This window comes from Streptomyces sp. NPDC005574, from assembly GCF_040605435.1.
In the GTDB taxonomy this organism is placed as follows: domain Bacteria; phylum Actinomycetota; class Actinomycetes; order Streptomycetales; family Streptomycetaceae; genus Streptomyces.
Genome location: NZ_JBEXCW010000365.1, coordinates 1 through 1004, shown reverse-complemented (window position 1 = coordinate 1004; position 1004 = coordinate 1). Strand labels below are relative to the sequence as shown.

The following is a 1004-nucleotide window of genomic DNA, read 5'->3' as shown; positions in this document are numbered from 1 at the left end:
CTTAGCTTGATCTTTAACGTTCGGCGTCGAATGGCAGGTCGAACTTGATCACTCGGTCCGGTAACTGTCGTACACGGAGGCGGCCTTCGTCTGAACATGTGCTCCGACCAAGGAACACACACATTCAGAACGAAGGCCGTGAGGATGAGTCTGCTGCATCACGACGCCAGGTTTGACGCATTGGCGCAACTGTCATGCTTCCGGGGCGAGTTCTACTCCTGCCTGACCACTCGTTCGGACGCGTTGTTCGAGCTGGCTGATGCCGTTCTGTGCGGCGACGGGCCGGTGAGGTCTCTGGCCGAGCTGTCGCTGGTGGGTGAACACCGCCGCGGCCATGGAGGGCTCTACGCCGCAGTGGCCCGGGGACGCATCGATGCCGACCGGCTGCGGCGGGCACTGGCCGAAGTACCACTGCCGCGGGCTGCCGACGGCCGGCTGGTCTTGGCCATCGACGTCACCTGCTGGCTGCGGCCCGACGCCCACACCTCACCGCAGCGGATCTTGTGCCACACCTACGGCCGGGGCAAGGACCAGCACATCCCGGTCCCCGGCTGGCCCTACTCGATCATCTGCGCACTGGAGCCGGGCCGCAGCTCGTGGACCGCACCGCTGGACGCTCTGCGTCTGATGCCCGGCGACGACACCGCCACCGTCACCGCCCGCCAGCTGCGCGATCTCCTTCAGCGACTGATCGCAGCGGGGCAGTGGCAGACCGGTGATCCCGACATCCTCATCGTCGCCGACGCCGGATACGACGCGCCCCGCCTCGGCTTCCTCCTCAAAGACCTGCCGGTCCAGGTGCTAGCCAGGATGCGATCCGACCGCGTCCTGCGCAGGGCTGTCCCACCCCGGCTGCCGCACACCCAGGGCCGGCCACCCCGGCACGGAGGCGAGTTCGTCTTCGGACAGCCCAACACCTGGGGCACCCCGGACACCGAGACCGTCACCGACACCCGCCTCTACGGCACCGCCAGAGCCCGCTCCTGGGACCGGCTGCACCCCAA

General features: G+C 67.6%; 1 protein-coding gene. It reads left to right on the top strand.

Annotated features, from left to right (window positions below):
* Positions 1-144 precede the first annotated feature (144 nt).
* The coding region (locus tag ABZT03_RS44775) for a transposase (RefSeq protein ID WP_356050116.1) at positions 145-1004 on the top strand (860 nt) is incomplete at its 3' end.